This is a genomic window from Corynebacterium pelargi (assembly GCF_014635485.1).
GTDB classification, from domain to species: Bacteria; Actinomycetota; Actinomycetes; order Mycobacteriales; family Mycobacteriaceae; genus Corynebacterium; species Corynebacterium pelargi.
Genome location: NZ_BMCX01000005.1, coordinates 112429 through 129501, shown reverse-complemented (window position 1 = coordinate 129501; position 17073 = coordinate 112429). Strand labels below are relative to the sequence as shown.

Sequence of the window (17073 nt, the reverse complement as noted above, 5' to 3'; positions counted from 1 at the left end):
GTGAGCATCGGTGTACCTACGGCATTTGGAATTACATGACTTCCGTTCCTGGGAGCACTGTGAGCTTGACCTAGCGCCAGGGGTGCAATTATTCGTGGGGCGCAATGGCTTTGGTAAAACCAATATCCTCGAAGCCATTGGCACCATCGCGCACCTGGGATCGCACCGCGTATCACACGATGCCCCGCTGATTCGGCAGGGCATGCAACAGGCCAGGATTTCTGCCACCGCGGTCAACCATGGCCGCGAGCTCACGGCGCATCTGCTGCTCAAGCGCCAGGGTGCGAACTTGGCGCAGATCAACAGGACGCGGCTTAAAAGCCCACGCGAATTGCTCGGCGTGGTGCAAAGCGTGCTGTTTTCTCCTGAAGATTTGGCATTAGTTCGCGGTGAACCCGAAGAACGCCGCCGCTACATGGATCACGTGATTGCTGCGAAAAGGCCTCGCCTCGCAGGGGTCAAGGCTGATTATCAGCACGTTCTCAGGCAGAGGAACTCTCTGCTGAAATCCGCAGGGGCCGCCTTGCGCCGCGGCTATGGTGGCGATGATGCTGCGCTATTGACCTTGGATACTTGGGATGCGCAATTAGCCATGTTGGGCGCGCAGCTCATGTTGGCGCGCATCGAACTCATCGCATCCTTAAAGCCTTTGGTCCACGATGCCTATGCGCGCATTGCCCCGGAGTCGCGGCCTGCCTCGGTGGAGTATCGCCCCTCGGTGGATATCAGCCAGATTGATTCCACCGAATATTCCACGGAGGTGCTTGAGGCACTGATCTTGGCGGAACTTGGTGCAAAGCGCCAGCGCGAAATTGAACGTGGCATGTCTTTGGTAGGCCCGCATCGTGATGATCTGGATGTGCTCTTGGGCAATTATCCGGCCAAGGGCTTTGCCAGCCACGGCGAAACCTGGTCGATGGCTCTTGCGCTGCGTTTGGCGGAATTTGAGCTTCTGCGAGCCGGCGGCACAGAACCCATTTTGATGCTTGACGATGTTTTTGCTGAGCTCGATGCCAAGCGCCGTCAGCGCTTGGTGGAAGTCACCCAAGAAGCCGAGCAGGTGATCATTAGTGCTGCTGTGGGCGATGATCTGCCTGAGGGCTTAGATGCCCACGAGGTGCATCGCCATTATGTGAATATGCAGGATCGAGGAGAAGCAAGGGTATCGGTGCTTGATGAGTGAGCAATCTTCGAGTGCTGCAGATGATCCCATTGCTGCAGCCTTTGAGCAGATGCGTGCCCAGGCGAAGCGCCGTGGAGGCTATGTTCCACGCCTGAATGCCAAGGCCCGCTCCATGGACTCCTTTGAAAGTCCTGCAAGCTCAGATGCCAAGGCTCAGCCCCGGCCGCCTATCGGCAGGCCCACCGGCAAAGATGGCAGAGCGCTGCCCAAGGCTTCCAATGTCAAAGGCATCGGCCAGGTGATCCAGCGTGAGATTCGTCGCCGCGGCTGGCAAAAGGAAATGGCCAGCGCTTTGGTGTTCGGCCATTGGGAAGAACTCGTTGGCGAGCAGGTAGCAAAGCACACCAAAGTCGAGATGGTGAAGGATAAAAAGCTTTTCTTAAGTTGTGATTCCACGGCCTGGGCTTCGAATCTTCGCTTGATGCAACGGCAGATTCTGCAGAAAATCAATGCCGAAGTTGGCCCCGATATCATCACCGAGCTGCGCATTTTCGGGCCAAAAACGCCCAGTTGGCGCCATGGGCCTTTGCATGTGAAAGGCCGTGGCCCAAGAGACACCTACGGATAGGGTTGTCACTGTGGCTTAATACAGGGACGTACCATCTTCAACGTGTAAGCTAGAACAGGTTATTTACCTGCAAAACAAGGAGTGCAATCTTTCGTGGCTAACGCTCAGCATGAATACGGCGCCTCATCTATTACCATCCTCGAAGGCCTCGAGGCGGTTCGTAAGCGTCCGGGCATGTACATCGGCTCCACTGGCGAGCGCGGATTGCACCACCTTGTGTGGGAGGTCGTGGATAACTCGGTAGACGAGGCCATGGCGGGCTATGCCGACCGCGTAGACGTCACCATCCTGGCAGATGGTGGTATTGAGGTCGTTGATAATGGCCGTGGTATTCCCGTCGAAATGCACCCAACCGGTGCGCCGACGGTGCAGGTGGTTATGACCCAACTGCACGCCGGCGGCAAGTTCGACTCTGAGTCTTATGCCGTCTCCGGTGGTCTGCACGGCGTTGGTATTTCTGTGGTGAACGCCCTGTCCACGCGCGTCGAGGCCGATATTAAGCGCGATGGCAAGCACTGGCTGCAAAACTTCAATAATGCGGTGCCAGATCCCCTGGTCGAAGGCGGCAATGCCCGCGGCACGGGTACCACGGTGCGTTTCTGGGCTGATCCCGAGATTTTCGAGACCACCACCTATAGCTTCGAAACGATCTCGCGTCGCCTCCAAGAGATGGCCTTTTTGAATAAGGGCCTGACCATCACCTTGACCGATAAGCGCGCCACCGAGGAAGAACTCGAGCTCGAAGCGCTGGCAGAGTCCGGTGATACCGCCGAGAATGTTTCTCTAGACAAGCTCGACGAGGACGGCGATAAGAACCTCGATGCCCCCAAGCCGGAGAAGAAGAAGGAAAAGAAAAAGACCTTCTACTATCCCAATGGCCTTGAAGATTATGTCGCGCACCTGAATAAGACCAAGACTGCGATCCACCCCTCCATCGTCTCTTTCGAGGGCAAGGGTGAGGAGCATGAGGTTGAGGTGGCCATGCAGTGGAACTCTGGCTATTCCCAGAGCGTGCACACCTTCGCCAACACCATCAACACTTTCGAGGGCGGCACCCACGAAGAGGGCTTCCGCGCCGCGCTGACGTCGTTGATGAATCGCTACGCCCGCGATCACAAGCTGTTAAAGGATAAAGAACCGAACCTCACCGGCGATGACTGCCGTGAAGGTTTGGCAGCGGTGATTTCTGTGCGCGTGGCCGACCCGCAGTTCGAGGGCCAGACCAAGACCAAGCTGGGTAATACCGAGGTCAAGGGCTTTGTGCAGCGCATGGTCAATGAGCATGTGTCGGATTGGCTCGATGCCAACCCTGCTGAGGCGAAGACGATCATTTCTAAGGCTGTGTCTTCTGCCCATGCTCGTGTGGCTGCGCGCAAGGCACGCGATCTGGTGCGTCGTAAGTCTGCGAATGATCTTGGTGGTTTGCCAGGTAAGTTGGCCGATTGCCGTTCCAAGGATCCGGTGAAATCCGAGCTCTACATCGTGGAGGGTGACTCCGCAGGTGGTTCGGCGAAGTCCGGCCGCGACTCGCTCTACCAGGCGATTTTGCCGCTGCGAGGCAAGATCCTCAATGTGGAAAAGGCACGCTTGGATAAGGTGCTCAAGAATAACGAGGTGCAGGCGATTATCACTGCCCTTGGCACCGGTATCCATGATGAGTTTGATATTTCCAAGCTGCGTTATCACAAGATCGTGCTCATGGCCGACGCCGACGTCGATGGTCAGCACATTGCAACGCTGCTGTTGACCCTGCTTTTCCGCTTCATGCCGGAACTGATTGAGCACGGCCACGTCTTCTTGGCGCAGCCGCCTTTGTACAAGCTCAAGTGGGCAAAGGGCGAGCCCGGTTTTGCCTATTCTGATCGCGAGCGCGATGAGCAGCTTGCCGAGGGCTTGGCTGCCGGCCGCAAGATCAACAAGGACGATGGCATTCAGCGCTACAAGGGTCTGGGCGAGATGAACGCCAAGGAGCTGTGGGAAACCACCATGGATCCGAGTGTGCGCACCCTTCGTCGCGTGAATCTTGATGATGCTGCCGCAGCCGATGAGCTCTTTAGCATCCTCATGGGCGATGACGTAGTGGCTCGTCGCAGCTTTATTACCCGCAATGCCCGCGACGTCCGTTTCTTGGACATTTAAGCTTTTCGACGAAACAAAGGCCCGGAATATTCCGGGCCTTTGTGCTGCGTTATTGTTCTTCGACGTGGCTTTCGAGCAGATCGCCTAAGCCTTGGAGTTCTGGGCCTAAGATCTTTTCTGCCTTGCCGCGCAAAGACTTATAGGCCTTATCAAGGCCGGGGACGTCAATGTTCTTGGCATTGCGGTCGGCTACCTCAAGCAGCGAGTTGCATACTTCTCGCTGGTTTTGGCTTAGGTACTGACCAAAGGATTCGCCGAGGTTCGCCTTGTACTGCAGCCAGTGGGGGTCGAGGGCGTCGACAAGCTCTGGCAACAGGGCGTGGGCACCTTTTTCTACGATGCCGGGCTTTGCCTTCTTGGCTGCGGCCACAGCGCCTTTGAGTGCGACGCCGGTGATGCCGGACTGGCGTGCGACGGCTTCATTGATAAAGCGCGCTAGATCTTCGGCAACTGCCTCGCGCTTATTCAAAAGATCGGTGAAATCAGACATGGCACAAGCGTAGTGGTTTTTGGTGGAGAAAGGTGAAGCGGCCTTCGTTTGGGTTCGAAGGCCGCGAGAGGCGTTGTCATTCTTCCTCCACAGCGAGCACTCACCGGCCTCGCCGTAATCACAACAGTCACAAATGTTATCAGCTTTCACACCAGCCTCACAATAAGGGTGGGGGTGGGGTACTTGCATGAAGTATTCTGAGCAAAGCATATTGTTAAGCAACACAAAAGCGAGTGAAAGGAACACCATGCATAACGCAGCCACCACCTTGCTCCACCGCGCAGCCCAGTTCATTCCCAACCCCTACAAGATGCCCCTGCGCGGCCAAAGGGTGTTGATTACCGGCGGCGCCTCCGGCATCGGAAGGCTCATGGCACTCGAATGCGCCCAAAGGAACGCAGCGAAGGTAGAGATCTGGGATCTTTCAGAAGAAGGCGCTCGCGCAGTAGTAGAAGAAATTGAGTCCCTCGGCGTTGCTGCAAGCTACCAGGTCGTAGACGTCACCGATCAGCAGGCCGTGGAAGCTGCCGCAGAGCACGTCGGCGACATCGATATTTTGATCAATAACGCAGGCATCGTCAGCGGCGAGGACTTTTTAGAAAACCCCCAAGAAAATGTCGATCGCACCTTCGCGGTCAATGTGCGCTCCCTGTATTTGACCACCAGGGCCTTCCTGCCCGGCATGATCCGCCAAAACTCCGGCACCATCGTGACCATCGCCTCCGCGGCAGGGCTGACAGGCGTGGCCAAGCAAACAGATTATTCGCCCTCGAAATTCGCCGCCGTGGGCTTTGCAGAGTCCCTGCGTGTGGAGATGAAAGAGCGCGGCCACCGCGTCAATTCCCTCGTGGTATGCCCCTTCTACATCAATACCGGCATGTTTGAGGGTGCGAAATCCAAAGCACCCTGGCTGCTGCCAGTGCTGGAACAAGAAGAAGTAGCCGTGCATGTGATTGACGCGATCGAGGCTGGACGCCACCAACTCGTGCTGCCCTGGACCGCGCGCGTTGCCTATGTTGGGCGCCTGCTGCCCGTGCGCGCCTACGACGCCGTTGCCAAGCTCATCGGCACATCCAGTTCCATGGATGAATTTGTGGGGCGTAAAGAGAAGGCCTCAAAGCAGTAGCTGCTTGCAACGTACTGGAAACTACTGGAAACACCGTGTTTCCAGTAGTTTTCTAGTTTGACCTGGGGATATGCAAGTACTTGAAACGTACTGGAAACGCCGTGTTTCCAGTAGTTTTCTAGTTTGACCTGGGGATATGCAAGTACTTGAAACCTACTGGAAAATTTTCCAGTAGGTGTTTGCTGTGGTTTAGATCTCTTGAATATCGAGAAACACTCGGGCAAGGACCTCGGCGAAGACGTCATTTTCTGCGCGCAGGGGAGCAGTGGCAAGGGCCAATTCGCGCAGTGCAGCAGCGGCGCGGCGGCTATCGGTATGCACGGGAATACCTTGAATCTGCGCAGCGCTTGCAGCAGCAAGTGCCACGATGCCGGCGTAGTTGCGCACCGGCTGATCTAGCTGGTCAGCGATGATGAGTACCTGCTCAGGCGTGAGTCCGCGCATCACGGATTCTGTTGGGCTCATGGCTTTTGCACACTGCGAAGGCGTGTGCGCATTGCGCGCACTTCCGGGATGTGGGTGCGGGCGAGTTCGGCCACGTGGGCGTCGAAAAGCTGCCTGGATGCTTGTGCAAGAATCGCGCGCTTGGCGGCTTCTTGTTTGCTCGTGCCTTGGGTTTGGGCGAGCAGGGTGAGGGCGCGGTCTTCGTCTTCGCTGAGTCTGAGCGTCATGGCCATGGGTCATTGGTAGCACGGGAGGGCGTGCTCATGAAGCCGGGTGGCTTAAGTGGAGTGGCAAAGTGGCTCAGCGGAAAATGGCGCAGTAGAAGATGGTGCAGCGCAACGCGGTGAAAGGACTCGCTGGAGTCGCACGGGTGTGGCCCGGAGCCTAGGTATTGCCCTTATTGCTTGCGGGGATCTTCTCGAGCGATCTGGCGGACTTGGCTTTCAACAAGAGCCCATTGCGGATAACTATTATCAATAGCTTTGAGCACTGAAAGCGTGTCATTCAGGCGGCCACGGAAGTTGGTGCCTAATAGATTTTCTTGGTGCGAAACCCGGTTGCGTAGTCGGGTGAGTCGTTCAACCCTTTTCCCTAAATCCACGCGTGATTGATCGTCGTGATTCCTTCGTAGCATGCCGTCGAGCTTGCATCATTGGACGCTTCAACATTGAGTACAGAAGATCCGCTGATTGGTGTTCGAGGCACCAATTCCTGCTCCTGGTTATTGTTTCGTTCCAATCTTGAAGTGCCAGATTCATGGCATTGCGGATGAGTACCTCGAAATAGGACAAATGGGAATGTAGGGCTCCAGCCATCCGAGTATTCCATCGATATCTGTTACCCTTTTTCCAGTGAGCGTCGATGTAGGTCGGCGCACCTTACCCCACGACCCCGCGCCTAGTGCCCGGGGTCGTTGTAATTTGATCCCCTAGGCGCAAAATTTACCTGCCAAACGGTTATTTCGCGCGCTTGAAGCCGGGTGGCTTAAGTGGAGTGGCAAAGTGGCTCAGCGGAAAATGCCAAAAGCTCCCCGCAGCACTGTGACTGGGGGAGCGGTTCGCGCTAGGTAAGGCCGAGCTTGAGGCGTTTGAGTTCGGCAAGCTCGTCGAGGATCTTGAGCTGCTTCATTTTCAGCGCGATCAGCTCGTCGATCGAGTCGGCGTCGGAGGCTTGCGTGCCGCTCAGCTCGAACTGGTCAATTTGCTTTTCGACGTTCGGGTCGAAATCGAAGCCACAGATCCGGCCAGGCGGGACGTCCACCCAAAAGAAAGCCTTCTTTGACTCAACGAAGAGTGGGTCATCGGGGCTGAGCTCCTCAGTATGGAAGTACTTGCGGGTGGAATCCGCCACTGGCTCCCAGTCGGTGATGCGGCGAACATTGCTGGCCTTGACCAGGCCCACGGTGGAAGGCAGCAGGTAGGCCTCGGAGTCCACGGCGAAGTCGGCGTTCTCGTCACTGATCGGCCAAACGCCCTCGAAGGTGCCGTAGAGCATGTCCTGGCTGAGGTTTGCCAGATTGTCGTAGTCGTAGCCGGAGTGGGTGCGCAGTTCGCGGCCGTCCTCCTCGGCGTAGACGGGATTGACCTGGCTTTCGCGCAAGCTCACGCGGAAGATCGGGTCTTCCACACCGTACTCGGCGTAGTCAGCGATGTAGGTGGTGTTTGCAGCAAGCTGCTCAATTTCACGCTGATCGATCCTGGGGGCCTCGCCCTCCACAGAAACATCATGCAGGGCACGAACCGCTAGCAGTTGGCGCATGCGGCCGATGTTGACGGAGGGCTTGCGGCCTTCCGGATCCGTGAGCAGATCGGCCAAGTAGAGGGCCGCTTTAGAGAGTGTCAATGAGTGTCCCATTTGGGATCCTTTCTTCTTTCGGTGCCGTTTCGGGCTTTGTGTTGGTGCGGGAGGTGTGTTCTTGTTTGCCGCTATGGATATGTTAGACACATTAACACACTAAGTGCAAGACATATACAAGTGGTGTGTGGCACATATATCGCGATTAGGTTACACAAAGCGCTTGGTTAGTCCAGGTAAAAGGTGGATTGAAGCACATCGTCGCTTCACACATCTCACGTCTTGCACAGGTACATCTAGCACATCAACATCGTACATAATCACCCTGTGCCGCCCGAGGAAGCCGATGAGATCCCGTCAACCTCACCGCAGAACCCACATCCTGCTACCACGGCGATACCGCTTTCGCGCGCTCAACGCCTCAAAACGCCCTCAAGCGACTAAACTGGCACTGTTATCCTGCCCAAGAAGAAAAGGTGATTTATGAGCGACGATCTCTTCACCTCTGATGAGTTTGATCGCATTAAGCCGATCGACCTCAGCGAGGAGATGCAGACCAGCTATATCGATTACGCCATGAGCGTGATCGTGGGTCGCGCGCTGCCAGAGGTTCGCGATGGCCTCAAGCCTGTGCACCGCCGCATCCTGTATGCGATGTTCAATTCCGGCTACCGCCCGGATCGCAGCTATGTAAAGTCTGCGCGCCCCGTCTCCGACACCATGGGTCAATTCCACCCCCACGGCGACTCCGCAATTTACGACACCCTGGTGCGCCTCGCCCAGGACTGGAACATGCGCTATCCGCTTGTCGACGGCCAAGGTAACTTCGGTTCCCGCGGCAATGACGGCCCTGCTGCTATGCGTTATACCGAGTGTCGCCTCACCCCGCTCGCCATGGAAATGGTGCGCGATATTCGCGAAAACACCGTCGATTTCTCGCCCAACTACGACGGCAAGAACCAAGAGCCGGATGTGTTGCCTTCGCGCATTCCCAACCTGCTCATGAATGGCTCCGGCGGTATTGCCGTTGGTATGGCCACCAATATTCCTCCGCATAACCTCAATGAGCTGGCCGATGCCATCTACTGGCTCCTGGATAATCCCGACGCCGATGAGTCCCAGGCGCTCGAGGCCTGCATGGAATACGTCAAAGGCCCGGACTTTCCTACCTCTGGCCTGATCGTTGGCACCCAGGGCATTAAAGATGCCTACACCACCGGTCGTGGCTCCATCCGCATGCGTGGCGTTACCTCCATTGAAGAGGAAGGCAACCGCCAAACCATCGTCATTACCGAGCTGCCTTATCAGGTAAACCCGGACAATCTGATCTCGAATATCGCCGATCAGATCCGTGACGGCAAACTTGCCGGCATCTCACGCATCGAGGACGAATCCTCCGACCGCGTGGGCATGCGCATCGTGATCACGCTCAAGCGTGACGCCGTGCCACGCGTGGTGCTCAACAACCTGTATAAGCACTCCCAGTTGCAGACCAACTTCGGTGCCAACATGCTCTCCATCGTCGATGGTGTGCCGCGCACCCTGCGTTTAGATCAGCAACTGCGCCACTATGTGGCCCACCAGATCGACGTGATTGTGCGCCGTACCCAGTACCGCCTGGATGAGGCCGAAAAGCGCGCCCATATTCTGCGCGGCCTGGTCAAGGCACTGGACATGCTCGATGAAGTCATCGCATTAATCCGTGCCTCCGCCACCGTGGACGTGGCCCGCACCGGCTTGATGGAGTTGCTGGAGATCGACGAGATCCAAGCAGATGCCATTTTGGCCATGCAGCTTCGCCGTCTGGCTGCCCTGGAGCGCCAGAAGATCGTCGACGAGCTAGCCGAGATCGAGCGCGAGATCGAAGACCTCAAGGACATCCTTGCCCGCCCCGAGCGTCAGCGATCCATCGTTCGTGATGAGCTGGCCGAGATCGTCGAAAAGTATGGCGACGAGCGCCGCACCCAGATCGTGGCAGCAACCGGCGAGGTAACCGAAGAAGACCTGATCGCTCGCGAAAACGTGGTGGTCACCATCACCTCCACCGGCTACGCCAAGCGCACCAAGGTCGATGCCTACAAGTCGCAGCGTCGCGGCGGCAAGGGCGTGCGCGGTGCCGAGCTCAAGCAAGACGATGTGGTCCGCCACTTCTTTGTCAGCTCCACGCACGACTGGATCCTCTTCTTTACCAACTTCGGTCGCGTGTACCGCCTGAAGGCCTACGAGCTGCCCGAAGCATCGCGCACTGCCCGCGGCCAGCACGTTGCCAACCTGCTGGAATTCCAGCCAGAAGAGCGCATCGCCCAGGTAATCCAGCTCCAAAGCTACGAGGATGCCCCCTACCTGGTGCTCGCCACTGCGCAAGGCCGCGTGAAGAAGTCGCGCCTGTCCGACTACGAGTCCAACCGTTCCGGTGGCCTCATTGCCATCAACCTCAACGAAGGCGACAAGCTCATCGGCGCAGCCCTGTGCTCCAGCGATGATGATCTCTTGCTGGTGTCCGAGGAAGGCCAATCCCTGCGCTTCCGCGCCGACGACGAGCAACTGCGCCCCATGGGCCGCTCCACCGCCGGCGTGAAGGGCATGCGTTTCCGCGGCGACGATCAGCTCCTGGAGATGACCGTGGTCCGCGACGATGCCTTCTTGTTGGTGGCCACCTCTGGCGGCTACGGCAAGCGCACCGCCCTTGAGGAGTACCCAACCAAGGGTCGCGGCGGCCTGGGCATGCTCACCTTCAAGTACACCCCGAAGCGCGGCAAGCTCATTGGCGCACTCGTGGTGGATGAGGACGATGAGATCTTCGCCATCACCTCTGCTGGCGGCGTGATCCGCACCGAGGTCAACCAGATTCGCCCGAGCAGCCGCGCCACCATGGGCGTGCGCCTGGTCAATCTGCCTGATGACGTAGACCTGCTCGCCATCGACCGCAACGTTGAAGGCGAAGGCGAAGAGGAAGCCGAGGCCGTGGCTAAGGGCGAGAAGGAAGGCCCCAAAGACAAGGCTCCGCAGGCTCAGCAGTCGCTCGACGTAGATGGTGAGGCCTAGTCATGGCAATCAAGCGCAGTAATATCGTGCGGGTTTCACCGAAGTCGGCAGTCTTGACCGCGCTTGCACTTTCCCTGGTTGGCTTTGCTGCTTGGATCGTGTGTGTTTGCCTGCTCTACTTCGGCCTCGATGCCGCCGGTGTGTGGGACAAAGCTAACTCCGTGATCGGCGGCGTTGGTGGCAAGCAGGGCATCACCTTTGGCCTAGTCATTACCACCTCAGCCATGCTGGGTGCGGTGGTAGCTGTGCTCAATATCCTGCTCGCACCCGTGGCTGCCATCATCTACAACGCATCCGTAGACATCTTCGGAGGCCTGCGGGTGTATGTCCGTGAGACTGTAGATTAAGCTTTTCGACGTTCCAACGTGGGCCAAAAACCTGCATTAACCTGCTGATTTGCGTTCTTTGGAACGGGATGGGTAAAGTTCTATCTCGTTCCCAGGGCCTATAGCTCAGTCGGTTAGAGCGCATCGCTGATAACGATGAGGTCGCAAGTTCGATTCTTGCTAGGCCCACAGGAACAAAGGGGCATTAGCTCAATTGGTAGAGCATCTGCTTTGCAAGCAGAAGGTCAGGAGTTCGATTCTCCTATGCTCCACAGCCCAAAATCCCGGTCACGCAATGTGGCCGGGATTTTTTATTGCTCTTGGTGGCGCCTTCGCTCAATCTCTTGCCGGCGAGTGGGGTAGAGCACCAGCAAATACACCAGCGTGGATGCAGCGATGGCGATAATGCCAAAAACGTAGTGCTGCAGGAACACCAAGACGATTCCCACGATGGCAAGCAGCGTATAAAGCAAGCGAAACAGCAGCACGCGCGTGGTTTGAGACATAGCGGATAACCCTTTTACTTCAACGCCAAGAAAGCAAGTGAACCTAAGGCCAATCTACCGCGTACTTTCACCTTTGGTCTTCCATCTTGGGTGCGCATGCCGAATACTAAGGGCAAAGTATCTTCTGAAGTCCTATCGGGAAAGGACATCCATGAAACGCCTCACCTGCTGCATGAGTGCGCTTTGTTTGTTGCTTGCTGCGTGCTCGGGAGGTCTAGATGGCAGCACAACTTCAACACCGTCGCGGGTGACGAAGACGGTGACGTCGACAAGCCCAAGGCCGACCACGACCGTGACCGTGACGCAGCAGGAAGCAACGCCTGGTCCTGTCATGGGCTATACCGAGGCGCCGGGGCAGACTAGGACCACACCTATGAATAAGGTCATTGAACGCTGTGGCACCAAGGGGCTGCATGAGCGGGGCACCACCTTCTTCACAGATGGCACCTCCGGCTGGACCGAGCAGTGCGCTGTGCACATGAAATAAAAAACCCGCCCCTGGCGTGCAGGAGCGGGCAATGCTAGTGGCCGACTAGGCGTGTTCGAATTCCACTTTGGCCCAAGCGTTGAGTTCTTGGACCTGGGCTAGGGCATAGCCGGTGAGCAACTGCGGGCGAGCCAGCATCTCAGAGCTGCGCAGGTACACGAATTCTGCGTGATCCTTGGGCTGCTTGCCCTCGGCGTGCAAAGCACGTGCCCGGTACATATCGGCGAAGTCATTGGCTACATGGTGGGCAAAAGAAGCGCGCACAGCAATCACCAGTGCTGCGCCAAGCAGGGCTACAACGGCGATGGTGTGGGAGAAGAAGAAGCCCACTGCCGCTACGGCAACCAAGGCCAAGGCGATGGGGGTAGCGGACTTGATCAGGGGTTGCGCTTCGGTGGTCTGCACACGGTGTTGGGTGGGTTGTGTGCTCGCTTCGTTCATGGAAGCGGTTTGGCTCATGGCGGGTCCTTTGTGGCCGAGTTTGTGTGTTTGGGAGATTGCCGCTCAAGTGCCGCTACCGGCGGATCAGGCTTGAGGGCTTTGGAAAATGCGCAGGTCTGCGTTGAAAATCCGTGTCGAATCTTAAATCTTTGCCCCGGGGTTTACGCAACCACCAACATTCTCATAGGCTGTGGTGCTGCTTACACTTTTGGCTATACTCCTGTGCGCTGCTCATTCGCTACCTTCTAGCAAAGAAACGCACGGCAAAGAGGGCACCCAAATGGGGGTAGCGCACCCCCATTTACATGCGCCTTTGCGCAATTTTAGCGCTGCCAAATGATCTCTGCGTTGGCATTGCGGATGATGGCCCTAGGCGAGGGGGAAAGGGAAAGCTCCACCTCTAAACGTTCCTGCCCGCCACGCTGCTGCACCCGGTACACATAGTGCTCATTTTCCAGCTCAAGTGTTTCCACGGTGGCATTCACAAGCCAGGAATGCTGGCGGCGTAGCGCAATCAAAGACTTCCACACGCCAAGTACTGCAGGCTCATCACCTTCGACCCACTCGGGCTGCCACTCCGGGCGCACCGCATCATCGCCACCGATGCGCTCTTCTTTGATGCCCTCCATGCCCAGCTCGTCGCCATAGTAAATGGATGGAATACCCGGCATGGTCAACAGCAGCACCGCTGCGAGCACAGCCTTATCTTGGCCCACCTTGCTAGCGATGCGCGTGACATCGTGATTGCCCACAAAGGTATTGGGAATGAAGTGCTCCAAGAACTCCATGTGGCGGCGTACCGACCACTCAAGCTCAAAGAAGTTCGCATCATTTAAGCCAGACCAAATCGCCTTCCATAACTCATACTGCGTGAGTGAATCCATACCGGACTCGGCAATGATCGCTGGATAATCACCATGAATCACCTCGCCTAAGATCCACACATCAGCATGTTCCTGGCGTACCTTTGGCAGTACTTGAGTCCAAAAACTGTTTTCCATGGAATAGGCCGCATCAAGGCGCCAGCCGCGCACCCCGCGAGCACACCAATACTGCATCACCTCAGCCACATACGCCTGGCAGGCAGGATCAGCGTGATTGAGCCGCTTGAGATCCCCATGGCCTTCAAACACACCCTCGCCAATCAGTTCTGGGCGCACAAATCCTTCACCCACATGGCTAAACACCCCATCAAGCACCAAAGCGATGCCCTTTTCATTGCAGGCCGCTGCCAATGCATCAAAATCTTCTTCGGTGCCTAGTCGAGGATCAATGCCAAAGTGGTCGATCGTGTCATAGCCGTGGGTATGGGAACGAAAGATCGGACCGAGCAGCAGGCCATTGCAACCAAGGCTAATTAGGTAGTCCAAGGACTGTTCTAATTGCTTCAAGCCTTCGGCCTTAGCGTGCTCGCCCGGGTGGGCGTCACCTGGATTGCCCGGGTGGGCTTCTTGGTCTCCACGAATATCTACTCCGGCAAAGCCGAGGGGATAAACATGCCAAAAGATTGCGTGGTCGATCCAGGCCATAAGAAGCTCCTTGAACAATTACAGTGCACCTCCATCGTATGCACCTTCTAGCTCCAAGCGGCCTCATCCCACACAATCGGACACCGGCGCAAGCCCCACCACCCTCATCTGTGGGCAAGCATGCTCCCAGCGCAGGGCTACTGAATCGATAAACTAGCAGCTCAGCTGGGCTTCTCTAGTTTGACCTGCTCCCATGTACTGGGAAACGATATTGGAGTGAAAATCTTCAAAAAAGCACTCGCAGCCGGTGTCATTGCAGCCCTGAGCCTGAGCGCCTGCTCCTCAACTGGAGGTGCACCGCGCAGCAATGGCGAAGGTGGCCAAGCAGGTGGCGTTGATACCCCCCGCTATGTCGTAGCCATGGTCACCCACGGCGCGCCGGGCGATACCTTCTGGGATCTCGTGCGCAAAGGTGCTGAGGATGCAGCCAAGAAAGACAATATTGAGCTGCGCTACTCCTCCGACCCCGAGGCACCAAACCAAGCCAACCTTGTGCAATCGGCGATCGACGCCAAGGTCGATGGCCTTGCCGTCACCCTGCCTAATGCCCAGGCCATCGGCCCTGCTGCACAAAAGGCAGTAGACGCTGGCATCCCCACCGTCGGTTTGAACGCGGGCATGAATGAGTACAAGAAGTACGACATTTCTTCCTTCTTTGGCCAGGACGAAAAAGTAGCCGGCACCCTTGCCGGTGAGCGCCTGCAAAAAGAAGGCGCCAAGCACGTCCTGTGCGTGATCCACGAACAGGGCAACTCCTCGCAGGAGCAGCGCTGTGGTGGTGTGAAAGATGGGCTCAAGGGCGCACAGATGGAAATTCTGTACGTCAATGGCAAAGACCTCACCAGCGTCCAATCCACGGTGCAGGCCAAGTTGGCTCAAGATAAGAGCATCGACTGGGTCATGGGATTGGTGGCTCCGGTGGCAATTAGCAGCGTGGATGCGGTGCGCAATGCCGGAAGCGATGCCAAGATCGCTACCTTCGACACCAATGCCCAGCTCGTGCAGGCCATTAAAGATGGCACGATCCAATTCGCCATTGATCAACAGCCCTACCTTCAGGGCTACCTCGCGGTGGATTCCATCTGGCTAGCAAAGCGCAATGGCAGCGTGATCGGCGGCGATCAGCCCGTATTTACTGGCCCAAGCTTTGTTGATAGCTCCAATGTGGACAAGATTGCCGAAGCGGCACAGGAGGGCCTGCGATGAGCAATACCTCTGCAGATGACCGCCTGGTCGAGCGCTCACGCATGGCAAAACTGATCAGGCGCCCCGAACTCGCCAGCCTGCTCGGCGCAGTAGCCATCTTCATCCTCTTTATCGCCGTTGCCCCTGCGTTTCGCTCCATGGAGGCCTTTTCCACGGTGCTGTATGCCAGCTCCACGCTGGGCATCGTGGCCTTAGCCGTGGGTCTGCTCATGATCGGCGATGAGTTCGATCTTTCCTCCGGCGTGGCCGTGACCACCGCCGCGCTGGCAGCCTCCATGCTCAACTACAACCTGCACCTCAACTCCTGGGTCGGTGCGGGCATGGCACTGGTGATTTCGCTGAGCATCGGCGCGCTCAATGGCTTCCTGGTCACCCGCACGGGTATTCCCAGCTTCCTGATCACCCTGGCGGCATTCCTCATGCTCCAAGGCCTGAACTTGGCCATTACCAAGCTCGTCACCGGCCAGGTAGCCACGCCAACCATCGCGGATATGGAGGGCTTTCCCTCTGCTCGCACCGTGTTTGCTGGCACCGTGCACATTGGCGGCATCAGTATCCGCGCCACGGTGTTCTGGTGGATCTTCTTTGTAGCGCTGGCCTCATTCCTGTTGTTTAAAACCAAATTCGGCAACTGGATCTTCGCCGTCGGTGGCGATCAAGATGCCGCCCGCGCAGTCGGTGTGCCGGTGGCGCGAGTCAAAATCATCTTGTTCATGTTCGTCGGTTTCGCCGCCTGGTTTGTAGGCATGCACAACCTTTTTGCCTTCGACTCCATCCAGGCTGGCCAGGGCGTTGGCAATGAGTTCCTCTACATCATCGCCGCGGTGATCGGCGGTTGCGCCTTGACCGGCGGCCGCGGCACCGCAATCGGCACCGCAATCGGCGCCATCATCTTCGGCATGACCAACCAGGGCATCGTCTACGCCGGTTGGAACCCCGACTGGTTCAAGTTCTTCCTCGGTGCCATGTTGCTCTTTGCCGTGTTCACCAACACCTCCTTTGCTAGCTTCACGAAAGGCCGTCGATGAACCCCATCATTGAACTCGACAATGTGAGCAAGTCTTATGGCAGCTTTGATGCCCTTCGCGGAGTAAACCTCAAGGTGCACCCAGGTGAAGTGGTGTGCGTGCTTGGCGATAACGGCGCCGGCAAATCCACCCTGATCAAAATCCTTGCCGGACTGCACAAACACACCTCCGGCTCCTTGCTTGTCGACGGCAACGAGGTGCATTTCCAAGGCCCCCGCGACGCCCTCGAGCATGGCATTGCCACCGTGTACCAAGACCTTGCCGTGGTGGGGCAGATGTCGGTGTGGCGCAATTTCTTCCTAGGCCAGGAGCGCACCTCCCGTTTTGGCAAATTGCGCGAGGCAGAAATGAAGCGCATCACCCAAGAACAGCTCCTGAACATGGGCATCGACCTGCCCGATGTAGATGTAGAAGTAGATAGCCTTTCTGGCGGCCAACGCCAGGTGGTGGCCATTGCTCGCGCCGTGTACTTCGGCGCCAGGGTGATCATCCTCGATGAACCCACCGCGGCACTGGGCGTGAAGCAATCGGGCATGGTGCTGAAATTCGTTGCCGCAGCCAGGGATCAAGGCATCGGAGTGGTGCTGATTACCCACAACCCGCACCATGCCTATCTGGTGGGCGATCACTTCAGCATCTTAAACCTGGGCCGCCAGGTGCTCGATGGCAGCCGCGAAGAGGTCAGCCTGGAAGAACTCACCCAGCAAATGGCCGGTGGTGGGGAATTAGAGGCGCTCTCCCACGAGCTTGCGCGCTAAAAA

At 57.2% G+C, this 17073-nt stretch carries 17 protein-coding genes and 2 tRNA genes; 11 read left to right on the top strand and 8 right to left on the bottom strand.

Annotated elements, in window-relative coordinates; all coding sequences use genetic code 11:
• The first annotated feature begins 10 nt into the window (after nucleotides 1-10).
• The 3 genes from recF (at nucleotide 11) to gyrB (ending at nucleotide 3890) form a co-directional block, all read left to right on the top strand.
• Nucleotides 11-1183 carry a DNA replication/repair protein RecF gene (gene recF, locus IEU99_RS10340; protein ID WP_128888922.1) on the top strand — a complete coding sequence of 391 codons (1173 nt, stop codon included), beginning with the start codon at nucleotides 11-13 and terminating at the stop codon, nucleotides 1181-1183.
• Nucleotides 1176-1751 (top strand): DciA family protein, encoded by a 576-nt coding sequence (locus tag IEU99_RS10335; RefSeq protein ID WP_123958945.1) that lies wholly within the window; start codon nucleotides 1176-1178, stop codon nucleotides 1749-1751. The genes recF and IEU99_RS10335 overlap by 8 nt, the downstream gene beginning before the upstream one ends.
• Before the next feature lie 93 nt (nucleotides 1752-1844).
• The gene (gene gyrB / locus IEU99_RS10330; protein ID WP_128888923.1) at nucleotides 1845-3890 is read left to right on the top strand and encodes a DNA topoisomerase (ATP-hydrolyzing) subunit B; all 2046 of its coding nucleotides are present in this window, start codon (nucleotides 1845-1847) and stop codon (nucleotides 3888-3890) included.
• A 49-nt stretch (nucleotides 3891-3939) separates the two neighbouring features.
• Here gyrB and IEU99_RS10325 read toward each other — a convergent pair whose 3' ends face one another.
• On the bottom strand, nucleotides 3940-4380 hold the full coding sequence (locus tag IEU99_RS10325) for a DUF6918 family protein (protein WP_123958949.1): 441 nt from the start codon (nucleotides 4378-4380) through the stop codon (nucleotides 3940-3942).
• Nucleotides 4381-4627: 247 nt separating this feature from the next.
• On the opposite strand from IEU99_RS10325, the gene IEU99_RS10320 reads away from it, so the two are divergent.
• Nucleotides 4628-5506: an SDR family oxidoreductase gene (locus IEU99_RS10320; protein WP_206731207.1), complete on the top strand. Its 879-nt coding sequence runs from the start codon at nucleotides 4628-4630 to the stop codon at nucleotides 5504-5506.
• A 189-nt stretch (nucleotides 5507-5695) separates the two neighbouring features.
• Here the strand turns inward: IEU99_RS10320 and IEU99_RS10315 are convergent, their stop codons facing one another.
• The 3 genes from IEU99_RS10315 to IEU99_RS10305 all read right to left on the bottom strand — a co-directional run bounded on the left by IEU99_RS10315 (nucleotide 5696) and on the right by IEU99_RS10305 (nucleotide 7804).
• The gene (locus tag IEU99_RS10315; RefSeq protein WP_123958953.1) at nucleotides 5696-5971 is read right to left on the bottom strand and encodes a hypothetical protein; all 276 of its coding nucleotides are present in this window, start codon (nucleotides 5969-5971) and stop codon (nucleotides 5696-5698) included.
• The gene (locus IEU99_RS10310) at nucleotides 5968-6183 is read right to left on the bottom strand and encodes a CopG family transcriptional regulator (RefSeq protein WP_123958955.1); all 216 of its coding nucleotides are present in this window, start codon (nucleotides 6181-6183) and stop codon (nucleotides 5968-5970) included. The genes IEU99_RS10315 and IEU99_RS10310 overlap by 4 nt, the downstream gene beginning before the upstream one ends.
• An 829-nt stretch (nucleotides 6184-7012) precedes the next feature.
• On the bottom strand, nucleotides 7013-7804 hold the full coding sequence (locus IEU99_RS10305; RefSeq protein ID WP_128888924.1) for a hypothetical protein: 792 nt from the start codon (nucleotides 7802-7804) through the stop codon (nucleotides 7013-7015).
• Nucleotides 7805-8227: 423 nt separating this feature from the next.
• Here IEU99_RS10305 and gyrA point away from each other — a divergent pair, with 423 nt between their 5' ends.
• The 4 genes from gyrA to IEU99_RS10285 all read left to right on the top strand — a co-directional run bounded on the left by gyrA (nucleotide 8228) and on the right by IEU99_RS10285 (nucleotide 11387).
• Entirely contained in the window at nucleotides 8228-10789 is a 2562-nt protein-coding gene (gene gyrA, locus IEU99_RS10300; protein ID WP_123958961.1) for a DNA gyrase subunit A, read from the top strand.
• Between the two features lie 2 nt (nucleotides 10790-10791).
• Nucleotides 10792-11136 (top strand): DUF3566 domain-containing protein, encoded by a 345-nt coding sequence (locus tag IEU99_RS10295; RefSeq protein WP_123958963.1) that lies wholly within the window; start codon nucleotides 10792-10794, stop codon nucleotides 11134-11136.
• Between the two features lie 94 nt (nucleotides 11137-11230).
• Nucleotides 11231-11304: transfer RNA gene (locus IEU99_RS10290), tRNA-Ile, on the top strand.
• Nucleotides 11305-11314: 10 nt separating this feature from the next.
• Nucleotides 11315-11387: transfer RNA gene (locus IEU99_RS10285), tRNA-Ala, on the top strand.
• Between the two features lie 39 nt (nucleotides 11388-11426).
• On the opposite strand, the gene IEU99_RS10280 is transcribed toward IEU99_RS10285, so the two are convergent.
• The 4 genes from IEU99_RS10280 to IEU99_RS10265 form a co-directional block, all read right to left on the bottom strand.
• Nucleotides 11427-11621 (bottom strand): hypothetical protein, encoded by a 195-nt coding sequence (locus IEU99_RS10280; protein ID WP_128888925.1) that lies wholly within the window; start codon nucleotides 11619-11621, stop codon nucleotides 11427-11429.
• A gap of 132 nt (nucleotides 11622-11753) precedes the next feature.
• Nucleotides 11754-11954, bottom strand: coding sequence for a hypothetical protein (locus IEU99_RS10275; RefSeq protein ID WP_128888926.1), 201 nt, complete (start codon nucleotides 11952-11954; stop codon nucleotides 11754-11756).
• A gap of 199 nt (nucleotides 11955-12153) precedes the next feature.
• On the bottom strand, nucleotides 12154-12567 hold the full coding sequence (locus IEU99_RS10270) for a hypothetical protein (protein WP_128888927.1): 414 nt from the start codon (nucleotides 12565-12567) through the stop codon (nucleotides 12154-12156).
• 305 nt (nucleotides 12568-12872) lie between these two features.
• Nucleotides 12873-14078, bottom strand: coding sequence for an alpha-amylase family glycosyl hydrolase (locus tag IEU99_RS10265; protein WP_128888928.1), 1206 nt, complete (start codon nucleotides 14076-14078; stop codon nucleotides 12873-12875).
• A gap of 216 nt (nucleotides 14079-14294) precedes the next feature.
• Between IEU99_RS10265 and IEU99_RS10260 the strand changes: the two genes are divergently transcribed.
• The 3 genes from IEU99_RS10260 to IEU99_RS10250 are packed head-to-tail and all read left to right on the top strand — an operon-like array spanning nucleotide 14295 to nucleotide 17070.
• Nucleotides 14295-15284: a substrate-binding domain-containing protein gene (locus IEU99_RS10260; RefSeq protein WP_371869488.1), complete on the top strand. Its 990-nt coding sequence runs from the start codon at nucleotides 14295-14297 to the stop codon at nucleotides 15282-15284.
• On the top strand, nucleotides 15281-16312 hold the full coding sequence (locus IEU99_RS10255) for an ABC transporter permease (RefSeq protein WP_128888929.1): 1032 nt from the start codon (nucleotides 15281-15283) through the stop codon (nucleotides 16310-16312). The genes IEU99_RS10260 and IEU99_RS10255 overlap by 4 nt, the downstream gene beginning before the upstream one ends.
• Nucleotides 16309-17070, top strand: a complete 762-nt coding sequence (locus IEU99_RS10250; protein ID WP_128888930.1) for an ATP-binding cassette domain-containing protein — start codon at nucleotides 16309-16311, stop codon at nucleotides 17068-17070. The genes IEU99_RS10255 and IEU99_RS10250 overlap by 4 nt, the downstream gene beginning before the upstream one ends.
• Nucleotides 17071-17073 lie beyond the last annotated feature (3 nt).

What these genes read in the sequence shown, in the direction of transcription:
- IEU99_RS10315 (WP_123958953.1), bottom strand. Translation starts at nt 5,971, where the DNA reads ATGAGCCCAACAGAATCCGTGATGCGCGGACTCACGCCTGAGCAGGTA.
- IEU99_RS10320 (WP_206731207.1), top strand. Translation starts at nt 4,628, where the DNA reads ATGCATAACGCAGCCACCACCTTGCTCCACCGCGCAGCCCAGTTCATT.
- IEU99_RS10305 (WP_128888924.1), bottom strand. Translation starts at nt 7,804, where the DNA reads ATGGGACACTCATTGACACTCTCTAAAGCGGCCCTCTACTTGGCCGAT.
- IEU99_RS10310 (WP_123958955.1), bottom strand. Translation starts at nt 6,183, where the DNA reads ATGGCCATGACGCTCAGACTCAGCGAAGACGAAGACCGCGCCCTCACC.
- IEU99_RS10325 (WP_123958949.1), bottom strand. Translation starts at nt 4,380, where the DNA reads ATGTCTGATTTCACCGATCTTTTGAATAAGCGCGAGGCAGTTGCCGAA.
- IEU99_RS10255 (WP_128888929.1), top strand. Translation starts at nt 15,281, where the DNA reads ATGAGCAATACCTCTGCAGATGACCGCCTGGTCGAGCGCTCACGCATG.
- IEU99_RS10270 (WP_128888927.1), bottom strand. Translation starts at nt 12,567, where the DNA reads ATGAGCCAAACCGCTTCCATGAACGAAGCGAGCACACAACCCACCCAA.
- IEU99_RS10265 (WP_128888928.1), bottom strand. Translation starts at nt 14,078, where the DNA reads ATGGCCTGGATCGACCACGCAATCTTTTGGCATGTTTATCCCCTCGGC.
- IEU99_RS10335 (WP_123958945.1), top strand. Translation starts at nt 1,176, where the DNA reads ATGAGTGAGCAATCTTCGAGTGCTGCAGATGATCCCATTGCTGCAGCC.
- IEU99_RS10275 (WP_128888926.1), bottom strand. Translation starts at nt 11,954, where the DNA reads ATGACAGGACCAGGCGTTGCTTCCTGCTGCGTCACGGTCACGGTCGTG.
- IEU99_RS10250 (WP_128888930.1), top strand. Translation starts at nt 16,309, where the DNA reads ATGAACCCCATCATTGAACTCGACAATGTGAGCAAGTCTTATGGCAGC.
- IEU99_RS10280 (WP_128888925.1), bottom strand. Translation starts at nt 11,621, where the DNA reads ATGTCTCAAACCACGCGCGTGCTGCTGTTTCGCTTGCTTTATACGCTG.
- IEU99_RS10295 (WP_123958963.1), top strand. Translation starts at nt 10,792, where the DNA reads ATGGCAATCAAGCGCAGTAATATCGTGCGGGTTTCACCGAAGTCGGCA.
- gyrA (WP_123958961.1), top strand. Translation starts at nt 8,228, where the DNA reads ATGAGCGACGATCTCTTCACCTCTGATGAGTTTGATCGCATTAAGCCG.